This is a genomic window from Aquamicrobium lusatiense (assembly GCF_014201615.1).
Lineage (GTDB): Bacteria > Pseudomonadota > Alphaproteobacteria > Rhizobiales > Rhizobiaceae > Mesorhizobium > Mesorhizobium lusatiense.
This window is the reverse complement of sequence record NZ_JACHEU010000003.1, coordinates 118,288-143,425: the sequence shown is the minus strand read 5'-3', so window position 1 is coordinate 143,425 and position 25,138 is coordinate 118,288. Positions and strand designations below refer to the sequence as shown.

Below are 25,138 nucleotides of genomic sequence, written 5' to 3'. Positions count from 1 at the left end.
GGGCCTTCCTCGCAACGGATTCAGGAGTCGGCTTCGACGACAGCGGAAGCACCGGCACGGTCGAGGACGAAAGGCTCCGTTCCGGCACCCCAGTACAGGCGGGCGTAGTGCTCAAGATAGGTTCGGGCATCGAATGCGTCTTCCGGCGAATGCACGCCGACCGGCACTTCGTCGATGTGCAACGCTCCTACCACTGCGGGGCGCGCCGTGATCAGGCTCATCGAGCCGGGGATCGGCCCGCCCGGGAAGACCACCACGCCATCGCGCCCGCCATTGCGTTCGCCGACCGCGGCAGCCCCGATCTTGCGCGGCAGCTGTTCGCCACGCCGCTCGGTCATGATGCTTTCGGGCTTCTCGCGCAACTGACGCGCCATTTCCAGAAGCGCCTGCCCGGCATCGATTTCACCGGCGATAACGCGATCGAGCACAGGCAGCATCAGCCGGTCCGCGCCGGCGTCGACGGTGCCGATATTGAGGCAATCGCGGGTCCTGACGGTGTTGGGCAGGGTGACGGGCTCGGGATGGCCGATGACCCGGTAGATGCCGGTTTCGCCACGCGAGGTGGTCACGCGATAGGCCTTGCGCCAGGCGCGTTCCTTCACCGGGGCATGATCGCGCCACACCTGAACTTCGGACGAGGTCTGGACGATGAGGTGGGTGTAGGCGGCCCGACCTTCCTCGAACGAGTGGGCAAGCCCGAGCGCGCGCTCGACCGCCTCCTCACGCGAGCGGCCTTCGGCTGAATCGCCCCAGAAGGTCGTCAGAAGATCGACGGTGTCGAGATCTTGCGCGGCCACCATGGCCAGATAGTTGGTGAGGCCGGGGCTGACGCCCAGACCGATGACCGCGCGAATGCCTGCCTTCTTCGCGGCGGCGTCGCGCCCTATCATTTCAAGTGTCGGTTCGGGATCATCGCACACGTCGATGTAGTTGGTGCCGGTATCGATGGCCGCATCCAGCACCACCGAGCCCCAGCGGTCGAACGGCCCGGAGGTGTTGATGACGACATCGGAACCGGCAAAGGCAGCCCGCAGGGATGCCGGGTCCGCAAGATCGATGGCGATGAACTGCCGGGCCGGGTCCTGAGGCTTAACCCGGTCCGCGACAATGACGGAAACGTGCTTGTGCGGCGCAAATTCAGACACAACACGGCCACCGACGCGCCCGGCGCCGCCAACAACTACGATCTTCATGGATTACCTTTCCTGGTGATTATGAGCGCGGATTACATCGCGCGCTCCTCTTTGCGCTTCGCCATCGGGCTTGTGCCGGCACACACGCAAAGGGCCGGACAGATCAGAACAGGCGAATTGTCGGCTGGCCAGCGGCGCGCACAGGGGAAACCGGCCAGAGCAGTCAGACCGCCTCCCCGTCCTGCTCAGGGCTCATGGAGCCAGTCGCCATGCGTACGGCGAACTCGCCATTTGCAAGCGCCACGTCGCGGATCGACAGCGCGCCTTCCGGACGGAACCACAAGGCCGAATATTCGCACACATTCAGCACGGCGAACGTCAGGGTGCTTGCATCCCTGGCGTGAAACAGCCCCGCGGCCATTCCCGCGACAACGATCTCCTTTATCCGGTCCACATGGACGCGGATCCGCTGGTTCACCAAAGTCGTCCGCTCGGGCGAGAGCGCCGACAGAAGCTCGGCCGAGGCATAGGTGAGCGAGTGGACGGCCTGCGCCTGATCGCGGAACTCAAGCTGAAGCGTGGTGTGCGCAATCGCCAGCGTCCTGAGGCGGTCCACGGGGTCTTCGATACCCTCAATCGCCTCCCGGATGCGCTCGTTAAAGGTCTCGATGGCACCCTGCAGATATTCAAACAGAACATCTTCCTTGGATGCGAAGTGCCAGTAGAGCGCGGCAGGCGTGATGCCCACGGCCCTGGCGATGTCCATCACCTTGGTTTTGGCATAGCCACGTTCAAAAAACAGGGTCGCGGCCGTACGCAGGATCATCTCGCGCGTTTCGCTGTCGGGCCGGTTGGAGGCGTTCATGGATTTTCCCCTCATGATTGGCGCTTTATACGCCTTTATCATCCCCGGCTTCTGTTACCGAGCGGTCACCGTCAGCAACGTCACAAAAAAGCAGTTTCTCGGCTTCGGTAAAAGGTCTCGGACACCTGCCCGCAGTATCCCATCCCACAAGTATGGCGCTGGAACTGGCATGGAGATGCCCATCAACTCCGACAAGCTTCTCCGAGACTGAGACCTTCCGAGGCGAGATCAGCTGCGCGTCGATCATTATACGGATCGGACCGTCGGCGGGCAAAATCTCCCGATGAAAATCAAGCGTCTGCGTCGCCACCACATAGGCGGGCGGCTCGCCGTTGGTGGCCTGGCTCAGCCACGCGACCCGCGCCTCCTCGACGAAGGCGAGATAGGACGTCGCCGTCATATGGCCCAGATAATCGAAATCCCTGAACCGCAGTGCGGTCTGCATTTCCCACGTCATGCCGAAGTTCCGAACCTGCCAGCCGCCGCTGCTTTGCCGGCAAAACCCACAAAGGCACAGCCGCGGAGAGCCCGCGCCAACAAAACCGGATGCGACAGCCGCCAGAGCATGATCCAGATCCTCTTCCCTAATAATGAATATTCAGGAGGTTTCGGCTTGTTTTGTCAAGGGAAAAAATGCTCACCCGAAAAGAGCTGCGGCAGACTGCGGCAACCGGTGCAGCGAAGAGATCCGGCGTTGGGTGCTGCCGATGCAAACATGGCGAACGCTGCAGACAGGAAAACCCGCCCCACTCTGCCAGCCTCAAGCCTGTGGAAAGTGAAAACGGAGCGACGGTATCGGCGACAAATGTCGCCGGCGGAGGCGGGGATAGATAGGATAGCCCGCTATGCCGGGCCGGACGCAAACCCGTTACCGCGTGGCTATTGGCGCGACCTGTACCCAAACGAAAAATCCGCACCCGGAAGACCTGCGGATGAGCATCGGGCGACCGGATGCACGCATGCGCACCGACACCTCAGGCGCCCTGGAAATGTCGCGGATGCGCCATTTCTGTCTGCCTTCAGACGTCCTGCACCTGCATCAGCCCTATGGTTTCCGGTCGGAACATCATGGCCCCGCACCGGATTCAGGACATGGAATTTTCGTGAGCGTATCGAACGAACGGCAGAAACAAGGCCGTCCCCTTGCCTCCTGTAATGGCAAGTCCGGCTAGTCGTGCGCGTGATCGCTCAGGCCGGCATTTTGCCCGCCGCCATCTTTCCTCGTTCCGGCAGCCAGCGCCAGCAAGCTGATGCCGGTGCCGATCCACAGAAGTTCGGCCGAGTAGCGTTTGATGCCGAGGAAATGCCACTCCTTGCACAGCGACATGGCCAGCGAACACAGGTCCGAGGTCTGGAGCAGGCATGGCAGAGTGCGCTGCGGCGCCATGCCGGTATTGGCGATCACCTGTCCGTAGACGACGCCCCACCACACGATCGCAAGCCCAATCAGCGCGGGCCCGAGGACTTCCAGCAGCTTGACCAGCCTGCCGGGCAGAACGAACAGCCTCATGCGCCATATCCCATGATGGAGAGAATATCGTGACGCAGGCGCACGATGCCGGCATCGTCGCGCCGGCGCGGATGCGGCAGATCGATGGCGATATCCGCCCTGATCGCGGCTGGACGGTCGCTCAGCACGATCACCCGGTTGGCGAGCAGCAGAGCTTCCTCGACATCGTGGGTCACGAGCAGCGCGGTATAGCCCGCACTCTGCCAGAGCCGAAGCAGCTCATCCTGCATGGCAAGGCGCGTGAGCGAATCGAGCTTGCCGAGCGGCTCGTCGAGCAGCAGCAGGCGCGGATCGTTGACCAGCGCGCGGGCAAGCGCCGCGCGCTGCGCCATGCCGCCCGAAAGCTGATGCGGATAGGCGCCGGCGAAGTCGGAAAGCCCGACCAGATCCACCGCCGCATCGATGCGCGCCTGTGCTTCCCGCACGATGCCTCTCGCCTGCGGTCCGATGGCGACATTGTCGCGCACGCTGCGCCATGGAAACAAGGTCGGGTCCTGAAACACCAGAACACGCGCCGGATCAGGCCCGGTGATAGCGTCCCCGTCGGCGAGCACCACACCCGATGCAGGGATATCAAGACCGGCGGCCAGACGCAGCAAGGTGGACTTGCCGCAGCCGGAAGGCCCGAGCAGCGCCACGAAATCACCCGCCGTGATTTCCAGATCGATGCCGGCCAGCACCGGCAGCGGCTTTCCATCCAGCCTGAATTCATGGAAAATGCCACGGAAGCTCAGCGCAAGACCGGACACGGTTTCGGCTGCACTGGCGGCAGTCGCGGCCGCTACCATTGCACCACCCCTTTCTGCCAGTCGAGCACCCTGTCGCGCACCACGAACAGCAGCTTGACCAGACCTGAGCACAGCAGCGCCATGATGATCAGCATGGCGTAGACATTGGCATAGGCCGAATAGGCGGTCTGGAACTGGAGATACCAGCCGAGGCCGTATTTCGCGCCGAGCATCTCGGCCACCACCAGCACGGCGAACGAGTAGTAGAGCCCCATGAACAGGCCGACGAAGACATTCGGCAGGGCCGCCGGGATGGCCACCCACAACACCAGAAAGCGGCTGTCCGCACCCAGCGTGCGGGCGACGTCGTAATAGGCCCGGTTGACCTGACCGACGCCTGAAGCGGTGAGGATCGCCACCGGGATTCCGGACGCCAGCGCGACGAGGAAGATGCTGGCCTGAAAGGTCGTCGGGAACAGGAAGAAGGTCGCCGGGATCCACGCGCTGGCGGGCACCGGGCCGATCAGCTTGAGCACCGGCATGCCCCAGTAGGAAAAGCTCTTCGACCAGCCAAGGGAGACACCGATCACAAAGCCGACGGCAATCCCTGAGAAGAAGCCGATCGACCACAGCCGCGCCGTATAGGCGATGCAGATCAGGATACGCTCCCAGTCCACGATATAGACGTGCAGCAGGCCGTGCGGCGGCGAGAAGAACGGCTTGGGCATCCAGCCGAGCTTGGCGGTGATCAGTTCCCAGAGCGCGAACCAGATCCCCAGCGCGATCGCCCATGGGCCATACCAGGCGATCGGATCACGCGCCCGGCCAAGCCGATCGATTCCGAAGCCGAGCAGGGCGAAAATTACAGCCCCGCCGACCAGCAGCCCGGCAAAGACATTGGCGCTGCCCCATGGCACGACGTCGGGGAGCCCGATGGTGATCGCGGCCGCCAGCAGCCAGGCCGCGGCGGCATAGAAACCCGGCCGCCACAGCTGCCGGGCATTTACAGCGCTTCCATAACCGTCGGACCGCGCGTTTTCCGTCACGCTGCTCAATTTCCCGGCCTCTTGCTCAGGCCAGAATGTCGATGGTGACGCGATCGGCCAGTTCGCGGCTGTCGGTGGTCGGATCGAGCACCTTGATCAGCGAAAGGTCATCCGCCGCCCACTTCACCTGCTCCACCAGTTCCTTGCCGACCGGGTGATTGTGCAGGTCCCACGAGGCGATGTTGTCGTGAATGTCTTCCAGCGGAAAACCGGGATTGAGGTTCTTCACGAACCAGTCTGCCACCTTGTCGGGATTGGCGGCGGCGAATTCGTGCAGCTCGATATTGGCCTCTGCCAGCCGGCGCACGGCATCGCGATTGGCTTCAAGGAAATTCGAGTTGACGCCCAGAACGCAGCACACCGCGCCCTCGAACACGCCGCTTTGGGTGTTGTGGACCTCATGCAGGTCGAATTTCTTCTTGTGCGCATAGGCCCATGGATCGAGATGGGCGAGCGCATCGGCCTCGCCGCGCCCCACCACCTCGCCGACCAGATCGAACGGCACGTTGAGCCATTCCACGTCGCGCTCGGGGTCGAGCCCTGCCTTGGCCAGCGCCACCTGAAACGAGTGCTTGGGCGGGCTCGCCACATCGTAGGAAGCGATCTTCTTTCCCTTCAGGTCTTCCAGCCTTGTGATGCCGGAAGATTTCGAGGCCAGCAGCCGCGTGCAGCCGCCATGCGAGCCGACGAACAGTTTTACGTCCAGCCCCTGCTCCAGTGGCTTGACCCAGTCGTAAAGCAGGCCCGCTCCGGCATCGGTCTTGTTGGTGGCGATGGACTGGATCAGCGTCTGCCCGCTGGCCCCCTGATAGAACAGCTCCACGTCGAGCCCGTGCTTTGCATAAACCCCTTCCGACACACCATAGGCGACAGGCGAATGGCAGGCCGCGAACTCGGTCCACGACAGCCTGATCCTGGTGGGATTGCCCGCCGTGGCGAAGCCCGGCGACGGGCGCGACAGCACGCCACCTGCTGCCACGCCCGCGCCCAGCGCCCCCGCCGCGCCAAGGAATTTCCGGCGGGAGATGCCTTTCGCCCTGATTTCGGATGTGCCGCTCATAGCCGTCCCTCTCGATTTTTGTGAAGCTGCTCAGGCCTGTTCCAGAGCCTGCGAAAGATCGCGGATCAGATCGTCCGCATCCTCGATGCCGATCGACAGGCGCACATAGCCGGGGGTCACGCCGGTCGCGAGCTGGTCTTCCTCCGAAAGCTGCGAATGCGTGGTGGTGGACGGGTGGATGGCCAGCGAACGCGCATCGCCGATATTGGCGACGTGATAGAAAAGCTGAAGCGCGTTGATGAAGCCGCGCCCCGCCTCGCGCCCGCCCTTCAGCTCGAAGCCGAGCAGCGCGCCATAGCTTCCGGGCTTCAGATAGGCCTCGGCCCGCCGTTTTTCCTCGCCGGTCGCATACCGCGGGAAGATGACCTTCGAGACCTTGGGGTGGCCTTGCAGGTACTCGGCCACCTTCACGGCATTCTCATTGTGCTGGCGGATGCGCAGCGGCAGCGTCTCCAGCCCCTGAATGAGCTGGAAGGCGTTGAACGGGCTGATGGCGGCGCCCACGTCGCGCAGCAGCACGGTGCGGGCGCGCAGCACATAGGCAACCGGCCCGAGAGGCTTCGCCGCCTCCACCCACACCTTGCCGTGATAGCTGGGGTCCGGCTGGTTCAGCGTGGGGAAGCGTTCGGCATGCTCCTCCCACGGAAAGTTGCCGCCATCGACGATGGCGCCGCCGATCGAGGTGCCGTGACCGCCGATATATTTGGTGGCCGAGTAGACGACAGCCGCGGCACCATGCTCCAGAGGCCGGATGATGAGCGGAGCGGCCGTGTTGTCGACGATCAGCGGCACGCCGAGTTCCCGCCCGATATCCGCCACTTCGCGGATCGGGAAGACGTTGAGCTTCGGATTGGGCAGGGATTCCGCATAATAGGCTTTGGTGCGCTCATCGGTCGCCCGGCGGAAATTCTCCGGATCGGAGGGATCGACGAAACGAACCTCGACGCCGAAATGCTTCAGCGTTGCGGCAAACAGCGCCCATGTGCCGCCATAGAGATCTGTGGCGCTCACCACATTGTCGCCGGCGCCGGCAAGATTGAGGATGGAGTAGGCCGAGGCCGTCTGGCCGGACGCCACCGCCAGCGCCGCAGCACCACCCTCCAGAGCCGCCAGCCGCTGCTCGAAGGCATCCTGCGTGGGGTTGGAAACGCGGGTGTAGATATGGCCATCCTCATCCAGAGAGAACAGCTTGTCGGCATGATCGGTGTCCCGAAACTGGTAGGACGTGGTCTGATAGATCGGCACTGCAACCGCGCCGGTGGCGGAATCGGACCGATAGGTGCCGCCGTGCAGGGCCAGAGTCTCAGGCTTCAGATTTTCAATGCTCATGATCTTCTTCGTATTTTTCGGATGGGAAAGTTCAGGCAGGTCGCGAAAAGCGTGGGCTGACCGTCCAGATGATCGGCTCAGGCTCCAGAAACGTGTGCAGGATCTGAGATCCGTCCTGACTGGAAATAAGAAAATTTATATCTGATGAATGTAATTCATCACCGAATGAGCACCGACATTCGTCACGTTTTGAAGATTCAATTTCCAAACTGCTTACAATCGCAGAATATATTCGCTTAATAAAACCGCTCATCGTCGGATGCTCATTGCGTTGACTTGCATTACGATCACACAAAGCAGCGCATCTTTTTAAGCCTGCGAAAACCAAAGCACCCGGCGAGAAGGGAAAATTTCACCCGCCGTCGCCCGAAGGCGAAGCAAATCCGTTTTCCGCTGCGGGGAAACGACGTGCGGGGAAGTGCGCGCGCCCGGAGAATTTTTCTCCGAACGGACAAGGCAGCGAGCGGTGGCTTGCTCGGGCGAGGCCCTCACCGGGGCTAGAATGCCCTCGCACAAGGAGAGAGCATCGATGCCACATATCAGCCAGATCGATTACACGACGGCCGCACCCGACATCCGGGAGGCGCATGACGAGGAGGTTCGCGCGCGCGGCCATGTCACCAACATGAAGCGCACGCTCCTGCATTCGCCGCCGGCCTACCGGGCCTATATGGAATGGTACACGCTGCGCGACGAGCTTGCGAAAGCGCTGCCGGATCGGGCGTTCTGGCTCTACTCGCATGCCATTTCCGCGGCCAGCGACTGTCTGATCTGCACGCTGTTCTTCCGCCGTGCGCTGATCGATGCGGGCTTCTCCCCCGAGGAGTTCCAGCCGGACGAGGAAGAACAGCTGCTGATCGATTTCGGACAGGCGATCGCGCGCAACTCCAATGCGGTGCCGCCGGAGATATGGGCGAGGATCAGCGAACGCTACGACGAGAAGACGCGGGTCGATCTGGTGGCCTTTGCCGGACTGATGATCGCCACCAACATCTTCAACAATGTCGTGGAGGTCAGCCCCGATCCCGAACTCGAACCCTACAGGAAAGCCTGACATGGCCGGCAGCTTCGACGGAAAGGTCGTCTTCATCACCGGCGCGGCCAACGGACAGGGCAAGGCCGCAGCGCTCGCTTTCGCCCGCGAGGGCGCATGGGTCGCAGGTTTCGACCTCGGCAGCAAACCGGCTTACCCTGCCTATGTCACGGAGGCATCGGAAGCGCTCGCCCGCGTGCAGCGCGAAATCGCAGCCGAAGGCGGCGCCTTCCTGCCGCTCACCGGCGACGTGCGCAGAGAGGACGACGTGCGTGCCGCGATCGAACGCACGGTGGAGGCCTTCGGCGGCCTCGACATCGTGTTCGGCAATGCGGGCATCGCGGCATATGGGCTCGCCCATGAACTCAGCGAGGACGAATGGGATGCCGTTCTCGACATCAACCTCAAGGGCAACTGGCTGGTCGCCAAGCATGCCATACCGCACCTGAAGGCGCGCGGCAGCGGCGTCATCCTGTTCAATTCCTCGATTGCCGGCCTGCGTGGCCTCAACCGGCTGTCGCATTACTCGGCATCGAAGTTCGGTCTCGTCGGGCTGGCGAAGTCGCTGGCCATCGAACTGGCACCGGACAACATCCGCGTGGTCACCGTCCACCCCACCGGCGTCAACACGCCGATGAATGACGGGCTGGCGGCGATGGAAGGCGCGACGCCGGAAGAAATCGCGGAGCGCTCGGCCGGCAATCTCCTGCCTGTGCCGTGGATCGAGCCGGAAGACGTGGCCGAAGCGGTGCTGTTTCTGGCCAGCGAAAAGAGCCGGTTCGTGACCGGTTCCGGCTTCGTGCTCGATGCAGGGCTGCTGACCCGCTGAGCCTGCAAAGCGGAAGGAAGAGCGCCGCCATCATGCTCCTCCTTCCGCAACCTGTTTGCCAGCGAACGAAAAGGGGACGGGGCCGGATCGTCTCCGGAAAATCCACGTCCGTCTTCCTTGCGCAGGCAAAAGAAGAACAGGAGCCAGGAAATGAGCAAGGCCGGATCACGAATTTTGCAGGGCGCACGCGAAGCGCTTGCCTTTGCCAGTGGCGAAGCCGGCGCCAGCGACTACAAGGTACACATCCCTCCGCAGGTGGACGTGCGCGCTATTCGCAGGCAAACGGGGCTGTCCCAGAAGGAATTTGCTGCCAGATACGGATTTTCCTTCGGCCGCATCCGGGACTGGGAGCAGGGCCGCTCGCCGGTCGATGCTCCCTCGCGTATCCTTCTCACGATCATCCGCAACGAACCTGAAGCCGTCGAGCGGGCGCTGTCGGCAGCATAGCGGGACAAGCCCTTTGCCCTGCCAAGCCCCCCGGCCCTGCAATGCAGGCCCCGGAAGCGTCTCTACCTGTTGCCTGTAGCGGCATGAGGATGGGCGGCGCCCTTCACCTTTCTCCTGCCGTTCAGGATGCGAAGCACCGGCTTCTCGACAAGCTCATGGATCACCAGACTGGCGATGCATGCTGTCACGATGCTGACCAGCGAGACCAGAAACACCGTGGCGGGATGCTCATAGCCGACGAAGCGTTTTGCAAGATAGGCCACGGCACCGATCACGAAGATATGCGACAGGTAAAGGGCGTAGGAAGCATCGCCGAGCTGTTCGAGCAGCTTCAGATGCCTGATCTTCGGTTCCAGAATGAGGCCAAGCAACAGCAGGCTTGCCGCCCACAGAACCTGTCCGGCAAAGCCGATCTGTTTCAGGAGCGGTGTGCCGTCATCAACGAAGACAAGTGCCACGCCGGCTATGGCCACCAATGCCAGCAGCCGGACGTGCCCCGCTTCGGAAGCAAAACCGCCATCGAGATATCGCCGGCCAATCCATGCGCCGATGACGAATGCCAGCGGCGATACCCCCAGATAGAATTCAAGGACAGGGCTGGAGGGCGCAAGCAGCAGTCCCGCCAGCCACATCGCGACGAAAAAGACCGTCAGCGCATAGACCCGCGCGCTCAGGCCAAGAAACGCCAGCGCCGCGAACACGATATAGAAATAGACTTCGTAGTTGAGGGTCCATCCGAGAGACAGAATCGGGCTCGCGCCGCCTCGTTCGGGCGCTTCGTGAACAATGAAGGCGAGCGACTGGAGATAATGGGACCACGTAAAGACAGTTGTCTGGAAAAGGTCCGGCGCAAGGGCGGCAAGCAGCGCCGCAAGGCTGGTGAAAATCCAGTAAAGCGGCACAATCCTTATGGCCCGTCGCTTCAGAAACACCGGCGCAGAAAAGGGGCCGCTTCCCGAAATATACACCATGATGAAGCCGCTGATCACAAAGAACAGGATCACGCCCAGACGACCCGCGGCGATGATCACGGGATCGTCCGCACCAATCTGGTGGGAAAACGCATGCGCGAACAGAACCAGCAGCGCGGCGCAGGCGCGAAGATATTGGACCGAATAAAGCTTCTTCACGTTCCCCTCACATCATTGCGGGTGGCCGGCGCCTGCCGCCTGCCGCCGCAGGCACCGCACAGATCGCACAACAGGCCGTTGCCGCTTTCCATACGCGCAAACCCTTAAGGTCTGACTGTCGATCGGGTGAAAATCTTCCCCACCCAGGCCGGAATAAATTTCCGCCCTGAGCAAAAGAACAGAAGGTTTTTCCTTCCGTGGCAAGCACTCTTCCAGCCAGATAGCAGCCTGTTGCAAGAGCAGGCCCGAAAACAAGGCCGGCTCATCCTGCATGCCAGACCAAAGCAGCCGTTGCTTTGGAATATCTGGTTGCAAGACTGATGCATCAGAGTTACATCACAGTGTCCGGTTGGACCATCTGATCACGCGCGAAAGGTCTTCGCCTCCGGGCCGTGACGGGATGTGGGATGCCGGCGCCGCAAGGACGCACTGGCGCACGAAAGGAAGTCTCGCGCATGTCATCAATCAGCCGTCGTGATCTCATCGCAGCCGCTGCCGCAGCGGCTCTGGCAGGCTCGTTCGCCGTCCCGGCCTTCGCGCAGGACCTGCCGAAGATCGAATTCCTCTATTCGCCCTATGCCGACTATGCGCCCTTCTTCGTCGCCGAGGAGCTTGGCTACTTCGACGACTTCGGTGTCGACGTGACGCTCTCGCCGAAGGGCGACACGGCCGAAACCATCCAGATGCTCGCTTCCGGCAACATCGAAGCCGGCGCCGCCACCTGGGCCTCCAGCCTGTTCAACGCGCTGGATCGCGGCGCCACCGTCGCGATCATCGCCACCTCGGCCCGCATGCCTTGGACCGTGCCTTCCCCCTCGCCTTTCATGGTTTCGCAGACCGCGTGGGACGCCGGCGTTCGCTCCGTCGCCGATCTCAAGGGCAAGCGCATCGGCATTCCCGGCCCCGGCGGCTTCGGCATGTTCTCCGTCGGCAAGGCGCTTGAAAAGGGCGGCCTGACCTTCGACGACGTCGAGCCGGTCTTCCTGCCGCCGCCCGCGACCGCCGCCGCCTTCGCCAACGGCGCGCTGGATGCCGGCTGGAGCATCGAGCCTTTCGCCGGCCAGCTGGAAAAGCAGGGCCTCGGCCGCCGTCTGGTCGAGGACCACACTTTCGGCACCGAACTCGGCCTGATCGCCTTCAATCAGGATTTCGTCGCCGCAAACGAGGATGCGGTGGTGAAGTTCATGGCCGCCTATCTCAAGGCTGCCCGCCTGCTCGACAATGGCGGATGGGAGGACGCGAAGATCCTCGACGTCGTGGCGAAATACACCGGCACCGAGCCCGACGCCCTGCGCGGCATTCCCTATACCGTGCGCTCGGAGGACGGGGCCATCGACATGGCCTCGGTGCGCGAGCAGGAGGAATTCTTCCGCAAGCGCGGCGCGCTCGAATATGACGGTCCGGTGGACATCGAAAGCGTCTACCGCGTCGATCTTCTCAAGCGTGCCAACGACCTGCTCGCAAGCAAGCCGTGAGGCCAGCGATGGATGAGGCAGCACGCCCGGCGGCGGCGCAGGAAACGAAACCGGCCGTCGAGGTCAGCCACCTGACAAAGGCCTTCTACGACAGCGAAGGCGACCGCGTCACCGTGGCCGTCTCCGACGTCAGCTTTTCCGTCAAGCGCGGCGAGTTCGTCTGCATCGTGGGCCCCAGCGGCTGCGGCAAGACCACGGTGCTGCGCATTCTTGCCGGCCTTGAAGAGCAGCTCAGCGGAACGGTGAAGCTGCACAGCGCCACGCCGCCGGCCATGGTGTTTCAGGAAGCTTCGGTTTTGCCGTGGCTGACGGTGTCGGAAAACATCGCCTTTCCTTTGAGCCTCAAGGGCGTTGCCCGCGCGGAAAAGGAAGCTCGCGTGCGCGACATGCTGGCGCTCACCGGCCTCACGGAATTCGCCACGGCCCGCCCGCACCAGCTTTCCGGCGGCATGAAGCAGCGCGTCTCGGTTGCGCGCGCGCTGGTCGACGACCGCGAGATCCTTTTGATGGACGAGCCCTTCGGCGCGCTCGACGAGCAGACCCGTCTCGTGCTCCAGCAGGAACTGCTGCGCATCTGGGAAACCACCGGCAAGACTGTCGTCTTCATTACCCACAGCGTCGATGAGGCGCTGACGCTGGCCGACCGCGTTCTGGTCATGTCGCCGCGTCCCGGCCGGCTGGTGGCCGACCTTGCGGTGCCGTTCGAGCGCCCGCGCGATGTCGTCGAGATGCGCCGCGACAAGCGCTTCTGGGATCTGACCTATGAGGTCTGGCGCCTGCTGGCCTCGCCCGTGGAGGCATGAAGATGAGCGCTGTTTCCACCAAAACCTCCGTCCATCTGACCGAAGATGAATGGCGCAGGCTCAAGGCGCCCGCCCGCCGCGAGCGGATCTTCCGCATCGCCTCCTATTTCAGCCCGCTGCTGCTCCTGCTGCTGTGGGAGCTGTCCAGCCAGTTCAACCTCATCGACCGGCGCTTCTTTCCCGCACCCAGCGCCATTGCCGATACGGCATGGCGCATGATCGTGAGCCTCGAGCTGTTCCAGCACATCGGCGCGACGCTGCGCCGGGTGGGCATCGGCTACCTCATGGGCGCGGTTCCCGGCATCGTCATCGGGCTCATTCTGGGACTGTCGCAGCCGGTGCGCCGCGTGCTCGGCCCCATCTTCGCGGCGCTCTATCCCGTGCCGAAAATCGCCATCCTGCCGCTGATCCTGCTGATCTTCGGTGTCGGCGACGCCTCGAAGTTCGTGGTCATCGCCATCGGCGTGTTCTTCCTGATGTTCTACAACACCATGGGCGGGGTGATGCAGACGCCGCAGATCTACATGGATGTGGCAAGGAACGCCGGCGCAACCCGCTTCCAGACCTTCTGGCGCGTCGCCTTTCCCGCCGCGCTGCCCAGCATCTTCACCGGGCTGAAGCTCGCGGCCGGCTCCTCCTACATCATCATCGCGGCCGCCGAGTTCCTCGGCGCGCGCAGCGGCGTCGGCTTCTTCATCTGGGCATCGTGGCAGACCTTCGCCGTGTCGCGCATGTTCGTTGGCATCGTGGTGATCTCGGTCATGGGCTACCTCACCATTCTGGCGCTTGAGGCGCTGGAGCGGCGGTTCGTGCCCTGGGCCAGGCATTGACGGGCTGAGGATCGCAAGCCCATGACCATCGACGCCGCTGACCCCACTCCCATCGCAAATGCACCTGTTTCGGAGCGCATCTATGCTGCGCTGCGGCAGGAGATCATGCGCTGTGAGATCGCGCCGGGGACGACGCTCGATGCGGCTTCGATCGCCCAGCGCTACGAGGTCTCGAAGACGCCGGTGCGCGATGCCATGCAGAAGCTTGCCGCCGACGGGCTGGTCGCGATCCTGCCGCGCAGCGGCTATCGCGTCGCCCCGATCACCTTTCAGGCCGTGCATGAAATCCTCGACCTGCGCGCTGCGATCGGACCGCACGCGGCAAGGCAGGCGGCCCGCTACGCCACCAGCGCCGACATCGCGACGCTGCGCCGGATCGTTTCGGAATATGCCGCCCCGCTCGACATCGGTGCCATGCAGCAGGTCGCGCGCCGCTTCCACATCGCCATCGCCCGTTGCAGCCGCAACCGGCGCGTGGTCGCGCTTTCGGAAAACCTGTTCGACGAACTGGAGCGGCTTTTGCGCTTCGCCATCGATTTCACCGTCAAGACCGGCGAGCATTCCGACGAGCATACGGCGCTGGTCGATGCCATCGAGGCCGGTGACGGCGAGCGCGCGGCCGCGATCGAGACCGCCCATATCAGGAGCAGCCGGGAATTCCTGATCGAGCGCCTGATGACGCTGGGCTATCTCTCCCGGAACGAAATCCAGACCGGCGGAACCGGGCGGAGCGCAGGCGAATGATCCGGGTTCACGATGCGGTGGAGCGCCTGTCGGCGGCTCTGGGCGGCAGTGCGGCCGCGAAGCTTGCAGCCTCGGCGCTGGTCGAGGCCGATGCGCTCGGCCTGCCGCGCTTCGGCATCGCCATGCTCGACGAGTGGACGGCGCAAGCCTCCGCCGTGCCGGAAGCCGTCGCGCCGCAGGCCGTAAGCTGGCTCGACTGTTCCGCTTGCTTTGCGCCGCTCGCCGTGGCCAGCGCGACGCTAGATCTGGCCGAGGCCACGCGCCGGCTGGGCATCGCTGCCATCTTCCTGCGCGGCGTGCGGGGTTTTGGCCGCCTCGCTCCGTTCGTGCGCCATCTGGCCGATGCCGGCCTTGTCGGCATGGCGGGGGCCGAGGGCCCGCCTTTCGTGGCCCCGCATGGCGGCGCGCGGCCGGTGATCGGCACCAACCCTTTCGCGCTGGCCATGGGCCACGGCGATGACCGCGTCATCATCGACATTGCCAGCAGTTCCGCCACCATGGCCGACATCCGCAACGCCCGCACCGATGGCACGCCGGTGCGCGAAGGCATCGCGGTGGACGGCGAAGGCAGGCCCACGACCATTGCCGCCGAGGTGGCCGCGCTGCTGCCGCGCGGCGGCCAGATCGGCTCGCTGCTCGGCCTCGTCGTCGAACTGATGGCCGGCGTCGCCGGTGCCGGGCGGGGCGATCCGAAGGGGCGCGGCGTCTTCCTCCTCGCCTTCGATCCGGGAGCCGCGGAAGAACGCACCGGCTGGCAGGACAAGCTCGCCGCCCTGAAAAGCGACTGGACCGGCGGCGGCGGCTACTGGCCGCGCGGCGGCGCGGTGTTGCCGGACACCGTTCTGGACGACGACTTTGCCCGGCGCTTCGACGCCCATCTCGCGCGCATGAACACACGGTGATCCCGATGACGACGAAACCTGTTTCCGTACCCGTCTTTTCGATCGAACCCGTCGATGCGCTGATCGATGAGCCGCGCCGCATCGTCGTTTCCGGTCTGGTGCCCGATGAGCGCGTCGCCATTTCCGCCCGCACCCTGCGCGGCAACGGCGTCGAATGGATGAGCCAGGCAAGCTTCATGGCCGATGCCGATGGCGTGGTCGATCTCAGCCGCGACGCCCCGGTCGGCGGCGACTATGCCCGCGTCGCGCCGATGGGGCCGGTCTGGAGCCAGCAACCCGTCGACGGCACCAGCAATGAAATCTTCCCCATCGATGTCATGGTGCCGCTGCGCACCCTGCTCACCGTCGAAACCGTCGATGGGGCCAGCGCCGATGCAGAACTTCTGCAGCGTTTCGCGTCTGTCGGCATCGGCCGCCGCGAGATTCGCGAGGACGGGCTGGTGGGAACCCTGTTCACCCCGGCCGAGCCCGGCCCGCATCCGGTCGTGGTGGTGCTGAACGGCTCGGGCGGCGGCATCAACGAACCGCGCGCGGCCCTGCTTGCCTCGCGAGGCTACACCGCCTTCGCGCTCGGCTATTTCAAGGCGCCGGGCCTGTCGCCCTACATCACCGAAACGCCGCTCGAATATCTGGAAGCCGGCCTGCGCTATGCGCATGCGAAGCTCGCGCCAAAGGACGGCTTCGTCGCTCTGAGCGGACAGTCGCGCGGCGGCGAGCTGGCGCTGCTGCTTGGCGCCACCTTCCCCAATCTTGTGTCGGCGGTCATCGCCTTCGTGCCCGGCGCCATGGTCCATGGCGCGCAGGGGGCCGGCGATCCGGCGCGCGGCGGCTGGCAGGGCGTGACATGGACCCGCAACGGCGAGGCCCTGCCGCATCTGTGGGACAACAACAGCGCCGTGCACTGGCATCCATGGGCGGGTGCGGTGCCGCCGACACGCCATCATTCGGTGTTCTTCGAGGGCCTGAAGGATACGGAGCTGGCGGCCCGCGCCCGCATTCCGGTCGAAAAGATCGCCGGCCCGGTGCTGCTGATTTCCGGCCGCGACGACCGCGCATGGCCCTCCAGCCTCTATTCGCGCATGGTGGTGTCGACGCTGCGCCGGCACAACCATCCGCATCTGGTGCGCCATCTCGATTTCGACGATGCCGGCCACGCCATCAACATTCCCGTCGTGCCGTCGACGCAGCTGACCCGCGAGCATCCGGTCTCGAAGGTGCCCTACACCAATGGCGGCACGCCGGCCGGCAATGCCGCGGCCGATGTCGGCTCATGGCGCGGCGTTCTCGAATTCCTGGGCGAAGTCACCGGCACCACCGGAAAGCTTCCCAACGCCCCGGCCGACACCTGAATTCCCTGGAAAGGAAGAGCAACATGCCCACGACAGAACATCTGGAAGGCCAGTGGCGCGAATGGCGCTATGCCCATGTCGCCACCATGTTCCGCCCCTATGGCTGGACCTCGCTGGTTGCCCAGTACTGGCTGGAAGAGGGTGACAGGGATGTCAGCTTCGACATGCTGCCCGGCCTCTGGTCGGTCGAAGGCGGGCGCATCATGTTCACCCCGCCCACCTCCGGCCCGACCCTGTCGGTGAATGGCGAATATCCCGCCGCCCCGGTCGAGATCATCCCCGGCCGCAACCAGACCTATGGCCACGGCAAGAGCCTGCCGGTCTATTTCGGCCTCAACGAGGTCGAGGCGATCCTGCGCACCACGCAGGACGGCAAGCCGCTCTATGGCGTGCGCGTGCGCGATCCGCGCCAGGCGGCACGTCTTGAGGACGCCGGCGTCTCGGCTTTCGACTACGATCCCGCATGGCGCATTCCCGGCGTCTACACGCCGACCCCGAAGACCGAATATGAAGCGGAAACCGTGGAAGCGGGGGTGCGTGAATCGACCCCGCGCATCGGCACCTTCACCTTCCAGCACAATGGCAAAAGCTACAGCCTCGTGCTGATCGGCAAGGATACGCCGGCCGGCGTGCAGCCGGTGGCGCATATACGCGACAGGACCAGCGGCCCGGTGACCTATGGTGCGGGCCGGGTGATCGAGCTGCAGTTCGCCGACGAGGCGAAGACGCGTATCGACTGGATCGACTTCAACTATGCGGTCGCCCTGCCCTGCGCCTTCACCAACTTCGTCACCTGCCCGCTGGCGCCTGCCGAGAACCAGCTCGATTTCGAGGTGCTGGCCGGCGAAAAGCGCCCCGCGCGGGATATCGTGCGGACCATGACCTATAAGGTCTGAGACAAGCCCTGATCATGAGGTATGGAAGAGTGCGCTCCATCGAGCGCTCTTCCGCCTTATCCATGGCGCTCATGGCGGCATCGAAGCCGTTGCCTGCTGAAGCAGGGCATCACCCCCGAGACCTCTTCCTGAACCGGGGCACTGCGCTTCCCGCCGTCAGGCCTCTTGCCGATGCGGCAAGGGTGGCGCACACTGTGGGGACGAGGAGGCTGGTTGTTGGGAGGCATCATGGCTTCGGTGGAAACCGCCTCGGCGCTTGCCGCCTCATGGCAACGCTGCCGGGATGACTACAATCTCGATCCGAACGGGGCGTTCCCGCCCGCGCGGCTGACCGACAGCGAGATCCGCCAGCGGTTCGAGCGCACGCTCGACCGGGTGGAGTTCGGCTCGGGCGCCATGATCCACATGCGCAAGGTGGTCCGCGACACCGGCTACAGCGTACTGTTCGCGGACCGGCTCGGCGTCGTCGTCAAGGATTTCTGCGATTCCGAGACCGCGCATCACCTGCGCGACAAGGGATTGGCGCAGGGGTCGGTGTGGAACGAATCCGTCGTCGGCACCAATGGCATCGGCACCACGCTCGTCGAGCGCCACGGCACCTTCGTGATCGGCTCCGATCACTATCACAACCGGCTCAAGAAGTTCGTCTGCGTGTCCACGCCCATGGTCGATCCCGAAGGCGACATTCTCGGCGTGCTGACGCTGGCGGGCAATGCCGGCATCCAGCCGGGCGAGGCGAAGCTGCTGCACCGGCTGGTGAGGGACTCGGCCGGATGGACCGAGACGGCCCTGTTCCGCAACCGCTTCCGCAGCCATTTCCTGATCGGGCTGGCACAGGCGCCCGACATCAATGGCGAGGTTTTCCAGTCCCTGCTGGCGGTGGATGACGGCGGCTTCGTCGCGGGCGCGTCCGAAAGCGCACTGCGGCTTCTGAGCGCGGCGCGCGCCGATGTGCTGCGCCAGCCCGTCAGCGAGTTGCTCGGCGTTCCCCTGCGGGCGCTGGAAAGTGGCGCCGGACGCCTGCAACGGCTCGACGCCCAGGGTGGCGATGCGCAATATGCCTACGCGTTTCCGAATGGCCGACGCAGCAGCGTCATCGTCCAGCCGCCTGCGCCCGGCGTCAGGCTGCGCGGGCCAGCCCGGCAGCCGGCGGCCGGGCCCGGCTTCGAGCGCCTCGCGGGCGGTGAGCCGCGCATGCAGCGCAATGTCGAACTGGCGCGCCGGGTCGCGGATGCCGACCTGCCCATCCTGCTGCAGGGCGAGACGGGCACCGGCAAGGAGGCCTTCGCCCGCGCCATCCACATGCATTCCGCGCGTAGCGAGCGGCCGTTCGTGGCGGTCAACTGCGCGGCGATCCCCGAATCCCTGCTCGACAGCGAGCTGTTCGGATATGAGCCCGGCACCTTCACCGGCGGGCTGAAGCAGGGCAAGACCGGCAAGGTTCTGGCTTCGAGCGGCGGCACGCTGTTCCTCGACGAGATCGGCGACATGCCGCTGGAATTGCAGACCCGCCTGCTGCGGGTGCTGTCCGAGCGCGAGGTGACGCCGCTGGGGGCGGTCGAGCCTGTTCCGGTCGCGCTCAGCATCGTCTGCGCCACCCACCGCGATCTGGAACGCATGGTCGCGGAAGGCAGCTTCCGGCAGGATCTCTACTACCGCATCCACGGCGTGCGCATCGCGCTGCCGCCGCTGCGCGAACGAAGCGATCTGCGCGAGCTTATCCAGTCGCTGGCGGCAGGGCACAAGTGCGCCGCCGGGCCATTGTCGCTGTCGGCCGAAGCTCTGGAATGGCTGGTGTCGCACCCCTGGCCGGGCAATATCAGGCAATTGTCCAACGTGCTGCGCCTGCTGGCGCTGACCTGCGACGACGGGATCGTCGGGGTCCACGACCTGCCGGAAGAAATCCGGGCGGGAAGGCAGCCGGCCTCTCCGGACGAGGACGGCCCGGCCGACGCGGCCGACGCGACCGGGGACAGCCTGCGCAACGCCAGCGACATGGCTCAGCGTCTGCGCATCCTGCAGGCGCTGCACGAGTGCAACTGGGCGGTTTCTAAGGCCGCACGGCACCTCGGCATCAGCCGTGCGACCCTGCATCGCCGCATGAAGGAATACGAACTGGCACGCCCGAACGGCTGACCGCTTCAGGTTCAGGGCCGCTTCCGGGCCCGCGTCGCACGGTTGCGCCAGTCCTGTCTCAGTTCCGCGACACAGGTCGCAGGATTGCGCCTGCCATGGATGGTGCCCGGAGAAAAACCGCAAGGGTTTCCGGCTTTTCTCGAACTGGCACGCATCTCGCTTTCCGACAGGCAGCGCATCCGCGGCAGGGTGCGGTTTGTTGGAGGAGAGCGATATGCAGCCGAACAGGGAACAGCAATTGTGGATGTACGAGCACATGCTCGTCAGCCGCTATTTCGAGGAAACCATCGAGAAGATCTATCTTGAGGGCAAGACGCCGGCCTTCAACATGGCCAACGGCCCGATCCCGGGCGAGATGCACCTGTCGAACGGACAGGAGCCGTGTGCGGTCGGCGTATGCGCGCATCTGAACGCCGGCGACATCGTCACGTCCACGCATCGCCCGCATCACGTCGCCATCGCCAAGGGCGTCGATCTCGACCGCATGGCGGCCGAGATATTCGGCAAGAAGACGGGCCTGAGCGGCGGACGCGGCGGCCACATGCACATCTTCGACCCGGCCGTGAACTTTTCCTGTTCCGGCATCATCGCGCAGGGCATGGCGCCCGCCGTCGGTGCGGCCCTGTCGCGCAAGATGTCGAACAGGGAGGGCGTGGCGGTCGCCTTTCTCGGCGAGGGCGCGGCCAATCAGGGCGCCTTCCATGAATCTCTCAACCTTGCGGCGGTGTGGGAGCTGCCGGTCATCTTCGTGATCGAGGACAATTCCTGGGGCATTTCCGTGCCGAAGGCCGACGCCACCGCCGTGCCGCGCAACGACGTGCGCGCCGCCGCCTACGGCATGCCGGGCGTGTATGTGGCCGACAACGATCCCCTCGCCATCTTCGAGGCAGCCGGCGAGGCCATTGCGCGTGCGCGTGCGGGCGGCGGGCCGACGCTGATCGAGATCGAGACCTGGCGGCTCGCCGGCCATTTCATGGGCGATGCCGAAGGCTACCGTCCGAAGGGCGAGAAGGACGCGCTGTTCGCGAAGGATCCGATCCCGCGGCTGCGCGAAAGGCTGATCGCCGCCGGCGACCTGATCGCAGAAGACGATGCAGCGCTTGCCGCAAAGGCACGGGCGCGCGTCGATGCAGCGATCGAGTTTGCCCGCAACAGCGACTATCCGGCCGCCGAAGAGGCGCTGGATCGGGTTTTCGCATGACCGCCGGCTGCGTCCGGCTTCCAGTCACGGATTTTTCGGGAGAGAGACAATGAACGACAAGGTTTCCGCCACCAATGAACGGCGCCTGACCATAGCGCGCGCCATGGCCGAGGCGATCGCGCAGGAAATGCGCGTCGACGAGCGCGTCTTCGTCATGGGCGAGGACATCGGCACGCTGGGCGGCGTGTTCGGCAACACGCGCGGCCTAGTCGAGGAGTTCGGCAAGCTGCGGGTGCGCGACACGCCGATTTCCGAAACGGGCTTCATCGGCGCGGCGGTGGGCGCGGCCTCCGACGGCATGCGGCCGATCGTCGAGCTGATGTTCGTCGATTTCTTCGGCGTGTGCATGGACGCCATCTACAATCTGATGGCCAAGAACACCTATTTTTCCGGCGGGTCCGTCAAGGTTCCGCTGGTGCTGATGACCTCGACCGGCGGCGGCTATTCGGATGCCGGCCAGCACTCGCAATGCCTCTACGGCACCTTCGCCCATCTGCCGGGCATGAAGGTGGTGTCACCCTCCAACGCCTATGACGCCAAGGGCATGATGACGGCGGCGATCCGCGACGAGAACCCCGTGATCTTCATGTATCACAAGGGCCTTCAGGGCATGGGCTGGCTGGGCACCGAGCCGGGCGCCACCGTGAATGTGCCCGAAGAGAGCTACGAAGTGCCCTTCGGCAAGGCGGCCGTGGTGCGCGAGGGCATGGATGTGACCATCGTGGGGCTCGCCATGGGCGTGCACAATGCGCTCAAGGCGGCCGATCTGCTGGCGAAGAGGGGCGTCAGCGCCGAAGTGGTGGACCTGCGCACGCTGGTGCCGCTCGACCGCGACACCGTCTTCAACTCGGTGAAGAAGACCGGCCGGCTGATCGTCGTGGACGAGGACTATCACAGCTTCGGCGTTTCGGGAGAAATCATTGCTTCGGTGTGCGAGCGCGACGTTTCGGTGCTGAAGGCCGCGCCGCGCCGCGTCGCCTATCCCGATGTACCGATCCCGTTCTCGCGGCCGATGGAGCAGTTCTGCCTGCCCAACCCCGACAAGATCGTCGCCGCATTCGACACCATCGCAGGAGCCTGAGCATGGCAACGGACATCACCATCGCCGACGACATGTGGGACGGCGACGAGCAGGCCGTGGTGACCAACTGGTTCGCCTCGGACGGGGCCGCCGTGACGAAGGACATGCTGCTGGCCGAGATCATGGTGGCAAAGATCCAGTATGAGGTCAGGGCGCCGGCCGACGGGCCCCTGACCATCATCAGCAAGGTCGATGACATCGTCTCCAAAGGCGATGTCATAGGCAGGATCGGGTAAGACCATGACGCAGACGTCATCCGATCCGCACGGGCTCGCCGACCGCGTGGTGCCGCTGCGCGGCGCGCGCGCCATGATCGCGCAGAAGATGCGCAGCAGCCTCGCCGAGACGGCGCAGCTCACCCACCATGCGGACTGCTTCGCCGACGCTCTGCTGGCACGCAAGGCCGCCCTGGAGAAGGATGGCGTCCGGGTCTCGGTCGAGGATCTGATCCTCGATGCCGTGGTGACGGTGCTGGCGCGGCATCCGCATATGAACGGCACGCTGTCGGAAGGTGCGGTGCACCTTTCGGCGGCGATACACCTTGGCGTGGCGATCGCGCTGCCGGGAAACCTGCTGGTGGCGCCGGCCATCTTCGATGCCGGGGCCATGGATCTGCAGGCGCGCGCCGCGGCGCGGCGCGATCTGGCGGAACGGGCAAGGGCCAACAGACTGACCGTGCCCGAAATGACGAAAGGCACCTTCACGGTCAGTAATCTCGGCCTGTCGCGCGTGCGTTATTTCACGCCCATCCTCAACACGCCGCAGATCGCCATACTCGGCATCGGGCGCATGCAGGAAGTCGCCTGCCGGGGTGAGGATGACAGGCTCATCTGGCGCACATCCATGGGACTGTCGCTCACCTTCGATCATCAGGCAGTGGACGGCGCCCCCGCGGCGGCGTTCCTGTCGGACCTGTGCGCATCGATAGGGGAAGCGGGCTGAGACATGACAGGCAAGCCCGGCCGGTGCGCCGTGCCCCCACCGGGCTTCCTGCTCGATCACAAGCGGAGCTGCACATCCGGTCGCGCATGAAGCGACGGGCCGTTGCTGTTTTCAGCCTGGCCCGTGCGGGCCCGCATCGGCCAAATGCATGCGCGATGGCGTGGTCGCATGCTTGAGCGGGCTTCCTGTTCGGCGGACGAACGCAGCCTGCGCCGCGTTTCGACCCCGCGAACAGCCCTTGGGTTGCCGGCAGATCCTGTCACGGTTTTCGGTTTTTCTGATCCTGCACAGCTGACGCTGCGGAATCCGGGTTGACAGCAATCGCCCATCCTGCAATTTGTTATAACAAGCAACAAGTCACAGAGCACCCATGTCGAACTACGACGTCGCAATCATTGGCGCAGGAATTGTCGGCTGCTCGGCAGCGTGGCTGCTCAACCGGCAGGGCCTGCGCGTGGCGGTGCTTGAGAAGGGCCGTATCGGCGGCGAGCAGTCGAGCCGGAACGCGGGCTTCATCCGCCAGCAGGGCCGCGATCTTCGGGAAATCCCGATGGCGCGGCGGGCGCTGGCGCTGTGGCGGCAGATCAGCGCCGAGGTCGCGACCGACATCGGCTTCCACGACGATGGCATTCTGGCCCCGACCTCCGACGCCGGACAGCTTGAAAAGATGCGCCGCTGGGCAGCCCTTGCCGCGCAATCCGGGCTCCATTCGCAGGTGATGTCACGGCAGGAGGTGTCGGCCTTCGTGCCCCGGCTGCGCGGCAATTACGAGGGCGGCCTGTTCACGGCAGACGACGCCTGGGCCGAGCCCGACCTCGCCACCGAGGCGCTGGCCGGGCTGGTGCGGTCGCGCGGCGTCGTCGTCCATGAGCGTTGCGTCGCGAAGCGTATCGTCACGCAGGGCGGGCATGTCAGCGGCATCGAGACGGAGGCCGGTTTCATCGGGGCCGGGCGTGTGATCGTGACCGCCGGCGTGTGGGCCGCCGACCTTCTCGCCCCGTTCAGGGTTTCGCTTCCGCTCAACGATCTGCGCGTTTCGCTTGCCAGCACCGAGCCCTTCGATCATGGACTGACGCATCCGATCTGGCTGCCCGACGTGCTGGCGCGGCCGCGCAAGGATGGCGGGCTCACCATCGGTCCGGGCACCGACGGGCCTTTCGATTTCGACATCAGCCCGCGCGGCATCAGGCTGGCGCCCCGCTTCGTGCCGGCGCTGCTGAAGCGCCCCTCCGGCGTGCGCATCAACCTTGGCCGTCACTTCATCGACGATCCGCGCCGGCGCAGCGCCTATCGTGGCGACGACGCTTCGCGCTACGATGCGATCCGCGTGCCCGAGCCGGAACCGACCGCCGCCATCATCGACCGCTGCATGGCCGCCTTGCGCCGGCGCTTCGGCTATGGTGCGGAACTGCGCATCGCGCGGCGCTGGGCGGGCCGGATCGACGTTACGCCCGATGCCCTGCCGGTCGTCGACCAGCTCCCGCAGCATCCCGGCATCGTGCTGATCTCCGGCCTGAGCGGCCATGGCTTCGGCGCCGGCCCGGCGCTTGGCGAAATGGCGGCCGAACTGGCGCAGACCGGCGCCTGCTCGCTGCCAAGGGCGGATTTTTCGCTCGATCGTTTCGAGAAGAAATACTTCCTGACTGCCGAGAGCGTGCTCTAGGCGCAG

Annotated in this window: 26 protein-coding genes; 17 read left to right on the top strand and 9 right to left on the bottom strand. The window is 64.8% G+C overall.

All coding sequences use genetic code 11. The annotated features are described in order from the left end of the window. Positions 1 to 20 precede the first annotated feature (20 nt). From HNR59_RS16355 to HNR59_RS16345, 3 genes are all read right to left on the bottom strand, one after another. On the bottom strand, positions 21 to 1,193 hold the full coding sequence (locus tag HNR59_RS16355) for a saccharopine dehydrogenase family protein (protein ID WP_183832105.1): 1,173 nt from the start codon (positions 1,191 to 1,193) through the stop codon (positions 21 to 23). A gap of 163 nt (positions 1,194 to 1,356) precedes the next feature. After that, positions 1,357 to 1,998, bottom strand: coding sequence for a TetR/AcrR family transcriptional regulator (locus tag HNR59_RS16350; RefSeq protein WP_183832104.1), 642 nt, complete (start codon positions 1,996 to 1,998; stop codon positions 1,357 to 1,359). A 25-nt stretch (positions 1,999 to 2,023) separates the two neighbouring features. Next, a complete protein-coding gene (locus HNR59_RS16345) occupies positions 2,024 to 2,455 on the bottom strand; it encodes an acyl-CoA thioesterase (protein WP_183832103.1) in 432 nt (143 codons plus the stop codon). Positions 2,456 to 2,957: 502 nt separating this feature from the next. Here HNR59_RS16345 and HNR59_RS16340 point away from each other — a divergent pair. Further along, positions 2,958 to 3,170 (top strand): hypothetical protein, encoded by a 213-nt coding sequence (locus HNR59_RS16340; protein WP_183832102.1) that lies wholly within the window; start codon positions 2,958 to 2,960, stop codon positions 3,168 to 3,170. Here the strand turns inward: HNR59_RS16340 and HNR59_RS16335 are convergent. Genes HNR59_RS16335 through HNR59_RS16315 form a run of 5 tightly spaced genes read right to left on the bottom strand, consistent with a single transcriptional unit; the run spans position 3,167 to position 7,671 of the window. Continuing rightward, positions 3,167 to 3,508, bottom strand: coding sequence for a hypothetical protein (locus HNR59_RS16335; protein ID WP_183832101.1), 342 nt, complete (start codon positions 3,506 to 3,508; stop codon positions 3,167 to 3,169). The two genes, HNR59_RS16340 and HNR59_RS16335, sit on opposite strands and share 4 nt — an antisense overlap. Next, entirely contained in the window at positions 3,505 to 4,296 is a 792-nt protein-coding gene (locus HNR59_RS16330; RefSeq protein ID WP_183832100.1) for an ABC transporter ATP-binding protein, read from the bottom strand. Before HNR59_RS16330 ends, HNR59_RS16335 begins: the two co-directional genes overlap by 4 nt. After that, positions 4,290 to 5,282, bottom strand: coding sequence for an ABC transporter permease (locus HNR59_RS16325; RefSeq protein WP_343060852.1), 993 nt, complete (start codon positions 5,280 to 5,282; stop codon positions 4,290 to 4,292). Before HNR59_RS16325 ends, HNR59_RS16330 begins: the two co-directional genes overlap by 7 nt. A gap of 25 nt (positions 5,283 to 5,307) precedes the next feature. Next, complete coding sequence (locus HNR59_RS16320) at positions 5,308 to 6,342, bottom strand: ABC transporter substrate-binding protein (protein ID WP_183832098.1); 1,035 nt, start codon at positions 6,340 to 6,342, stop codon at positions 5,308 to 5,310. Between the two features lie 30 nt (positions 6,343 to 6,372). Beyond that, complete coding sequence (locus tag HNR59_RS16315; protein WP_183832097.1) at positions 6,373 to 7,671, bottom strand: O-acetylhomoserine aminocarboxypropyltransferase/cysteine synthase family protein; 1,299 nt, start codon at positions 7,669 to 7,671, stop codon at positions 6,373 to 6,375. A gap of 529 nt (positions 7,672 to 8,200) precedes the next feature. On the opposite strand from HNR59_RS16315, the gene HNR59_RS16310 reads away from it, so the two are divergent. The 3 genes from HNR59_RS16310 (at position 8,201) to HNR59_RS16300 (ending at position 9,980) form a co-directional block, all read left to right on the top strand. After that, positions 8,201 to 8,725 carry a carboxymuconolactone decarboxylase family protein gene (locus HNR59_RS16310; protein WP_183832096.1) on the top strand — a complete coding sequence of 175 codons (525 nt, stop codon included), beginning with the start codon at positions 8,201 to 8,203 and terminating at the stop codon, positions 8,723 to 8,725. Position 8,726: 1 nt separating this feature from the next. Continuing rightward, positions 8,727 to 9,533: an SDR family oxidoreductase gene (locus HNR59_RS16305; protein ID WP_183832095.1), complete on the top strand. Its 807-nt coding sequence runs from the start codon at positions 8,727 to 8,729 to the stop codon at positions 9,531 to 9,533. 150 nt (positions 9,534 to 9,683) lie between these two features. Beyond that, positions 9,684 to 9,980 (top strand): helix-turn-helix domain-containing protein, encoded by a 297-nt coding sequence (locus HNR59_RS16300; protein WP_183832094.1) that lies wholly within the window; start codon positions 9,684 to 9,686, stop codon positions 9,978 to 9,980. Between the two features lie 62 nt (positions 9,981 to 10,042). Here the strand turns inward: HNR59_RS16300 and HNR59_RS16295 are convergent, their stop codons facing one another. After that, a complete protein-coding gene (locus tag HNR59_RS16295) occupies positions 10,043 to 11,110 on the bottom strand; it encodes an acyltransferase family protein (protein ID WP_183832093.1) in 1,068 nt (355 codons plus the stop codon). Positions 11,111 to 11,565: 455 nt separating this feature from the next. On the opposite strand from HNR59_RS16295, the gene HNR59_RS16290 reads away from it, so the two are divergent. From HNR59_RS16290 to HNR59_RS16230, 13 genes are all read left to right on the top strand, one after another. Further along, positions 11,566 to 12,585, top strand: coding sequence for an ABC transporter substrate-binding protein (locus HNR59_RS16290; RefSeq protein WP_183832092.1), 1,020 nt, complete (start codon positions 11,566 to 11,568; stop codon positions 12,583 to 12,585). Between the two features lie 8 nt (positions 12,586 to 12,593). Beyond that, complete coding sequence (locus tag HNR59_RS16285; RefSeq protein ID WP_183832091.1) at positions 12,594 to 13,388, top strand: ABC transporter ATP-binding protein; 795 nt, start codon at positions 12,594 to 12,596, stop codon at positions 13,386 to 13,388. A gap of 2 nt (positions 13,389 to 13,390) precedes the next feature. Beyond that, complete coding sequence (locus HNR59_RS16280; RefSeq protein ID WP_183832090.1) at positions 13,391 to 14,218, top strand: ABC transporter permease; 828 nt, start codon at positions 13,391 to 13,393, stop codon at positions 14,216 to 14,218. A gap of 21 nt (positions 14,219 to 14,239) precedes the next feature. Then, positions 14,240 to 14,962: a GntR family transcriptional regulator gene (locus HNR59_RS16275; RefSeq protein WP_183832089.1), complete on the top strand. Its 723-nt coding sequence runs from the start codon at positions 14,240 to 14,242 to the stop codon at positions 14,960 to 14,962. Beyond that, entirely contained in the window at positions 14,959 to 15,864 is a 906-nt protein-coding gene (locus HNR59_RS16270) for an Ldh family oxidoreductase (RefSeq protein WP_183832088.1), read from the top strand. Before HNR59_RS16275 ends, HNR59_RS16270 begins: the two co-directional genes overlap by 4 nt. Before the next feature lie 5 nt (positions 15,865 to 15,869). Beyond that, entirely contained in the window at positions 15,870 to 17,213 is a 1,344-nt protein-coding gene (locus tag HNR59_RS16265; protein WP_183832087.1) for an acyl-CoA thioester hydrolase/BAAT C-terminal domain-containing protein, read from the top strand. Between the two features lie 23 nt (positions 17,214 to 17,236). Beyond that, complete coding sequence (locus HNR59_RS16260; RefSeq protein WP_183832086.1) at positions 17,237 to 18,109, top strand: DUF1684 domain-containing protein; 873 nt, start codon at positions 17,237 to 17,239, stop codon at positions 18,107 to 18,109. A gap of 228 nt (positions 18,110 to 18,337) precedes the next feature. Beyond that, the gene (locus tag HNR59_RS16255) at positions 18,338 to 20,245 is read left to right on the top strand and encodes a sigma-54-dependent Fis family transcriptional regulator (RefSeq protein WP_183832085.1); all 1,908 of its coding nucleotides are present in this window, start codon (positions 18,338 to 18,340) and stop codon (positions 20,243 to 20,245) included. A 214-nt stretch (positions 20,246 to 20,459) separates the two neighbouring features. Beyond that, entirely contained in the window at positions 20,460 to 21,446 is a 987-nt protein-coding gene (locus HNR59_RS16250; RefSeq protein ID WP_183832084.1) for a thiamine pyrophosphate-dependent dehydrogenase E1 component subunit alpha, read from the top strand. 49 nt (positions 21,447 to 21,495) lie between these two features. Beyond that, entirely contained in the window at positions 21,496 to 22,527 is a 1,032-nt protein-coding gene (locus HNR59_RS16245) for an alpha-ketoacid dehydrogenase subunit beta (protein WP_183832083.1), read from the top strand. A 2-nt stretch (positions 22,528 to 22,529) separates the two neighbouring features. Beyond that, on the top strand, positions 22,530 to 22,763 hold the full coding sequence (locus tag HNR59_RS16240) for a biotin/lipoyl-containing protein (RefSeq protein ID WP_183832082.1): 234 nt from the start codon (positions 22,530 to 22,532) through the stop codon (positions 22,761 to 22,763). Positions 22,764 to 22,767: 4 nt separating this feature from the next. Beyond that, positions 22,768 to 23,469 (top strand): 2-oxo acid dehydrogenase subunit E2, encoded by a 702-nt coding sequence (locus HNR59_RS16235; RefSeq protein WP_183832081.1) that lies wholly within the window; start codon positions 22,768 to 22,770, stop codon positions 23,467 to 23,469. A gap of 370 nt (positions 23,470 to 23,839) precedes the next feature. Further along, positions 23,840 to 25,132 carry an NAD(P)/FAD-dependent oxidoreductase gene (locus tag HNR59_RS16230; protein ID WP_183832080.1) on the top strand — a complete coding sequence of 431 codons (1,293 nt, stop codon included), beginning with the start codon at positions 23,840 to 23,842 and terminating at the stop codon, positions 25,130 to 25,132. The last annotated feature ends 6 nt before the right edge of the window (positions 25,133 to 25,138 follow it).

Bases quoted from the DNA above. Each gene is read 5' to 3' on its own strand.
- HNR59_RS16255 (WP_183832085.1), top strand. From the start codon at position 18,338: ATGGCTTCGGTGGAAACCGCCTCGGCGCTTGCCGCCTCATGGCAACGC.
- HNR59_RS16315 (WP_183832097.1), bottom strand. From the start codon at position 7,671: ATGAGCATTGAAAATCTGAAGCCTGAGACTCTGGCCCTGCACGGCGGC.
- HNR59_RS16320 (WP_183832098.1), bottom strand. From the start codon at position 6,342: ATGAGCGGCACATCCGAAATCAGGGCGAAAGGCATCTCCCGCCGGAAA.
- HNR59_RS16300 (WP_183832094.1), top strand. From the start codon at position 9,684: ATGAGCAAGGCCGGATCACGAATTTTGCAGGGCGCACGCGAAGCGCTT.
- HNR59_RS16250 (WP_183832084.1), top strand. From the start codon at position 20,460: ATGCAGCCGAACAGGGAACAGCAATTGTGGATGTACGAGCACATGCTC.
- HNR59_RS16340 (WP_183832102.1), top strand. From the start codon at position 2,958: ATGCGCACCGACACCTCAGGCGCCCTGGAAATGTCGCGGATGCGCCAT.
- HNR59_RS16330 (WP_183832100.1), bottom strand. From the start codon at position 4,296: ATGGTAGCGGCCGCGACTGCCGCCAGTGCAGCCGAAACCGTGTCCGGT.
- HNR59_RS16275 (WP_183832089.1), top strand. From the start codon at position 14,240: ATGACCATCGACGCCGCTGACCCCACTCCCATCGCAAATGCACCTGTT.
- HNR59_RS16310 (WP_183832096.1), top strand. From the start codon at position 8,201: ATGCCACATATCAGCCAGATCGATTACACGACGGCCGCACCCGACATC.
- HNR59_RS16240 (WP_183832082.1), top strand. From the start codon at position 22,530: ATGGCAACGGACATCACCATCGCCGACGACATGTGGGACGGCGACGAG.
- HNR59_RS16345 (WP_183832103.1), bottom strand. From the start codon at position 2,455: ATGACGTGGGAAATGCAGACCGCACTGCGGTTCAGGGATTTCGATTAT.
- HNR59_RS16285 (WP_183832091.1), top strand. From the start codon at position 12,594: ATGGATGAGGCAGCACGCCCGGCGGCGGCGCAGGAAACGAAACCGGCC.
- HNR59_RS16270 (WP_183832088.1), top strand. From the start codon at position 14,959: ATGATCCGGGTTCACGATGCGGTGGAGCGCCTGTCGGCGGCTCTGGGC.
- HNR59_RS16230 (WP_183832080.1), top strand. From the start codon at position 23,840: ATGTCGAACTACGACGTCGCAATCATTGGCGCAGGAATTGTCGGCTGC.
- HNR59_RS16265 (WP_183832087.1), top strand. From the start codon at position 15,870: ATGACGACGAAACCTGTTTCCGTACCCGTCTTTTCGATCGAACCCGTC.
- HNR59_RS16355 (WP_183832105.1), bottom strand. From the start codon at position 1,193: ATGAAGATCGTAGTTGTTGGCGGCGCCGGGCGCGTCGGTGGCCGTGTT.
- HNR59_RS16245 (WP_183832083.1), top strand. From the start codon at position 21,496: ATGAACGACAAGGTTTCCGCCACCAATGAACGGCGCCTGACCATAGCG.
- HNR59_RS16280 (WP_183832090.1), top strand. From the start codon at position 13,391: ATGAGCGCTGTTTCCACCAAAACCTCCGTCCATCTGACCGAAGATGAA.
- HNR59_RS16290 (WP_183832092.1), top strand. From the start codon at position 11,566: ATGTCATCAATCAGCCGTCGTGATCTCATCGCAGCCGCTGCCGCAGCG.
- HNR59_RS16350 (WP_183832104.1), bottom strand. From the start codon at position 1,998: ATGAACGCCTCCAACCGGCCCGACAGCGAAACGCGCGAGATGATCCTG.
- HNR59_RS16335 (WP_183832101.1), bottom strand. From the start codon at position 3,508: ATGAGGCTGTTCGTTCTGCCCGGCAGGCTGGTCAAGCTGCTGGAAGTC.
- HNR59_RS16305 (WP_183832095.1), top strand. From the start codon at position 8,727: ATGGCCGGCAGCTTCGACGGAAAGGTCGTCTTCATCACCGGCGCGGCC.
- HNR59_RS16235 (WP_183832081.1), top strand. From the start codon at position 22,768: ATGACGCAGACGTCATCCGATCCGCACGGGCTCGCCGACCGCGTGGTG.
- HNR59_RS16260 (WP_183832086.1), top strand. From the start codon at position 17,237: ATGCCCACGACAGAACATCTGGAAGGCCAGTGGCGCGAATGGCGCTAT.